A 1,345-nucleotide genomic window follows, 5' to 3' on the forward strand; every position below is an offset into this window, starting at 1 on the left:
GCGTCGGCTTTCTTCGCGTCAATGACAGAGTCAGGGACACGGGCCTACGGGTGGTGACACAGTGGCAGGTACCGGCGGGGCTGGCTCGTTTCTTTGCTGCCCCGGCAACGGTGGCTTGTCGGCGATGTGCCGCCCCGCCGGCCCTGGTCTCCGCCTCGGAGTGGCCTGATAGGAGCGTGCTGCGCGAGCCCGATTGAGGCGTGCCCCCGCGGTGGAGATGTCCGTCAACTCTCCATTGAGCTGCGGAGGTTCGCATGCACGTTGTCGGCATCGATGGTCACAAGAAGACGCACACGCTGGTCGCGGTCGACCAGTTGGGGCGCAGGGCGGACGACATCACCGTCGCTGCCACGCCGGCAGGTCATGCTCAGGCACTCAAGTGGGTCGCCCGGTTCGGGCAGGTAGTGCTCGCCATCGAGGACTGCCGCCACCTGACCCGCAGGTTTGAGGCCGATCTGCTTCTGGCCGGCCATGCTGTGGTGCGGGTGCACACGCGGCTCATGGCCGGGGCCCGTCGCTCGGCCCGGGAACGGGGCAAATCCGACCCGATCGACGCCGAGGCGGTCGCGCGGGTGGCGCTGCGTGAGCCTGACCTGCCCCGTGCCAGCCTCGCTGGACCCGCTCGGGACGTGAAGCTGCTCGTCGACCACCGTCGTCGGCTGGTGCGGAGTCGTACTGCCGCGGCGAACAAGCTGCGCTGGTTCCTGCACGAGATCGACCCAGAGCTTCCGGTGCCGTCCCGGGGGTTACGCCGTCTGTGTGTGTTCGATCTGCTGGATGCCGAGCTCGGCGGCCACGAGGGCGTCGTCGCGGAGATCGCTCGCGACCTTGTCGGCGAGTGCCGCAGGCTGACCTTGCAGATCAACGGACTGGAAGTGCGGCTGCGCAGGCTGGTGGAAGCGTTGGCCCCCTCGCTGCTGGGCATCGCTGGATGCGGCGTGATCAGCGCCGCCGTCATCATCGGCGAGACGGCCGGTGCCTCGCGGTTCAAGTCGAAGGATGCGTTCGCGCACTTCACCGGCACGGCTCCCATCCCGGTCTGGTCCTCGAACAAGGTCCGTGTCCGCCTCAACCGGGGAGGGAACCGGTCCATCAACCACGCACTGCACATGATCGCGGTCACCCAGGTTCGGCGGGGTGGGGAAGGCGCTGACTACTTCGCCAGGCAGCTGGCCCGCGGCAAGACGCCCAAGGAGGCCGTGCGCCTGCTGAGGCGCCGCGTCTCCGACCGCGTCTTCCGGACCCTGATCGCCGATGAGTCCGACGCTCAGCCCGCCGCGTCACCGGCCGACATGCGGCTTCCCGCCGCGGCTTGACATAGGAGCATCGCCGAGCTCGACCGGCC

At 68.8% G+C, this 1,345-nt stretch carries 1 protein-coding gene; it reads left to right on the forward strand.

Translation table 11 applies throughout. The features are described 5' to 3' along the window. Positions 1–254 precede the first annotated feature (254 nt). Entirely contained in the window at positions 255–1,316 is a 1,062-nt protein-coding gene (locus ACZ6KF_RS34020; protein ID WP_469160989.1) for an IS110 family RNA-guided transposase, read from the forward strand. Positions 1,317–1,345 lie beyond the last annotated feature (29 nt).

This window comes from Streptomyces sp. NPDC046379 (assembly GCF_055587785.1).